The sequence below is a fragment of the Rhodovulum viride genome (assembly GCF_003265965.1).
Lineage (GTDB): Bacteria > Pseudomonadota > Alphaproteobacteria > Rhodobacterales > Rhodobacteraceae > Rhodovulum > Rhodovulum kholense.
This window is the reverse complement of record NZ_MUAV01000093.1, coordinates 1-1,270: the sequence shown is the minus strand read 5'-3', so window position 1 is coordinate 1,270 and position 1,270 is coordinate 1. Positions and strand designations below refer to the sequence as shown.

The following is a 1,270-nucleotide window of genomic DNA, read 5'->3' as shown; positions in this document are numbered from 1 at the left end:
AGTGAGTGGTCGGTCAGAGAGCCGCGCGGGCCTGCGCGGCGGCGGCTTGCGCCAGATGGCCCCGGCCGGTGGCCCGGCGGGGTGCGGCCGGGCGCGGCGCGTGGGCGGCGAAGATCCGGTCATAGAAGGCCGCGCGGGTCTCGGCCCGGTCGGCCAGGCCGCGGGCGATGGCGGCTTCCGGCCCGAAGGTGGCGCCGCCATCGGCCGGGTCGTCGGTGACCGAGAGCCGGGCTGCCAGATCCTCGGGGGCGATGCCCCGGCCGCGGGCGACGTCCGTATGGAAGGCCGCCTCATGCGCATCGAGATCGCGCAGGATCTCGGCCCGGCCGCCTTCGGTCTCGGGGTTCGGCAGCTTGGCCCGGGCATGGGTCGAGGTGAAGATCTGCCACCGGTTGCCCCCGCCATCGGGCCCGACCGGCCAGCCCGCCTGGCGCATGACGCCGATGGAGCCCGCGAGGCTGCCGGGCGTCATCGCGATATCCGTGCACTGGCTGGCCAGGTGATAGCCCATCGAGGCCGCCAGAGGATTGACCAGCGCATGGACCGGCTTGACCGCCGCCAGCGCCGCGATGGCGCCCGCCGCCGCCGCGCCCCCCAGCACCAGCCCGCCCGGCGTGTCGAACTCGATCACCACCGCCGCCACGTCCTCGGCCGAGGCCAGCGCCCCGCAGGACGCCTCGATGCCCGCGAAGGTCGCCCAGCCGAGGAAGCGTTCCAGCATCTCGGCATTGGGCGTCAGCACCCCCCGCACCGGCATCACCGCCACGCCGCGCGCGACCGCGAACCGCTCGCCGCGGGCCACCTCGACCGGCCCGGAAAGCGCGGGCCCGGCGGCGGCGGTTGCAGGCAGCGGCAGGCCCAGAAGCCCCGCGCCGAAGCTGCGGTCGAGCGCCAGGGGGGCGGCGCCCAGAAGCGCGCCGATAGTGGTCTCGGGCATGGCAGATCCTTTCGATATCGGGGGAAAGTCAGGCAACCTGCGATGCACGGCAACGCCCCATTGCTTCGAGAGAGTGTTCGTCCTCCAGCGGCGGACGAACAACGACATCCTTGTTCGAGGGCCTCCCGACCGCGGCATTGTGGTCGTCTCGTCTTCCGGCAGATCGCTCCCCCCAAATTTGGGGGCTGCTCCCTCAGTCCTCTTCGGTTCCGGCCCCGGCATCTTCGTTGCGGGTCATGTTCGCGGCGGGGTTCAGCCGGTCGCCGCCCTCGACGGGGGCGCGGCCATCCTCGGCGCGGGCCTCGTTCGCGGTCAGGAACGGGCCGCCCACCG

General features: G+C 73.7%; 1 protein-coding gene. It reads right to left on the bottom strand.

Annotated elements, in window-relative coordinates; translation table 11 throughout:
- Window positions 1-13: 13 nt before the first annotated feature.
- On the bottom strand, window positions 14-937 hold the full coding sequence (locus BYZ73_RS21135; protein ID WP_112317566.1) for a S49 family peptidase: 924 nt from the start codon (window positions 935-937) through the stop codon (window positions 14-16).
- Between the last annotated feature and the right edge of the window lie 333 nt (window positions 938-1,270).

Excerpts from the sequence above, each read along its gene's own strand:
- BYZ73_RS21135 (WP_112317566.1), bottom strand. The coding sequence starts at position 937 with ATGCCCGAGACCACTATCGGCGCGCTTCTGGGCGCCGCCCCCCTGGCG.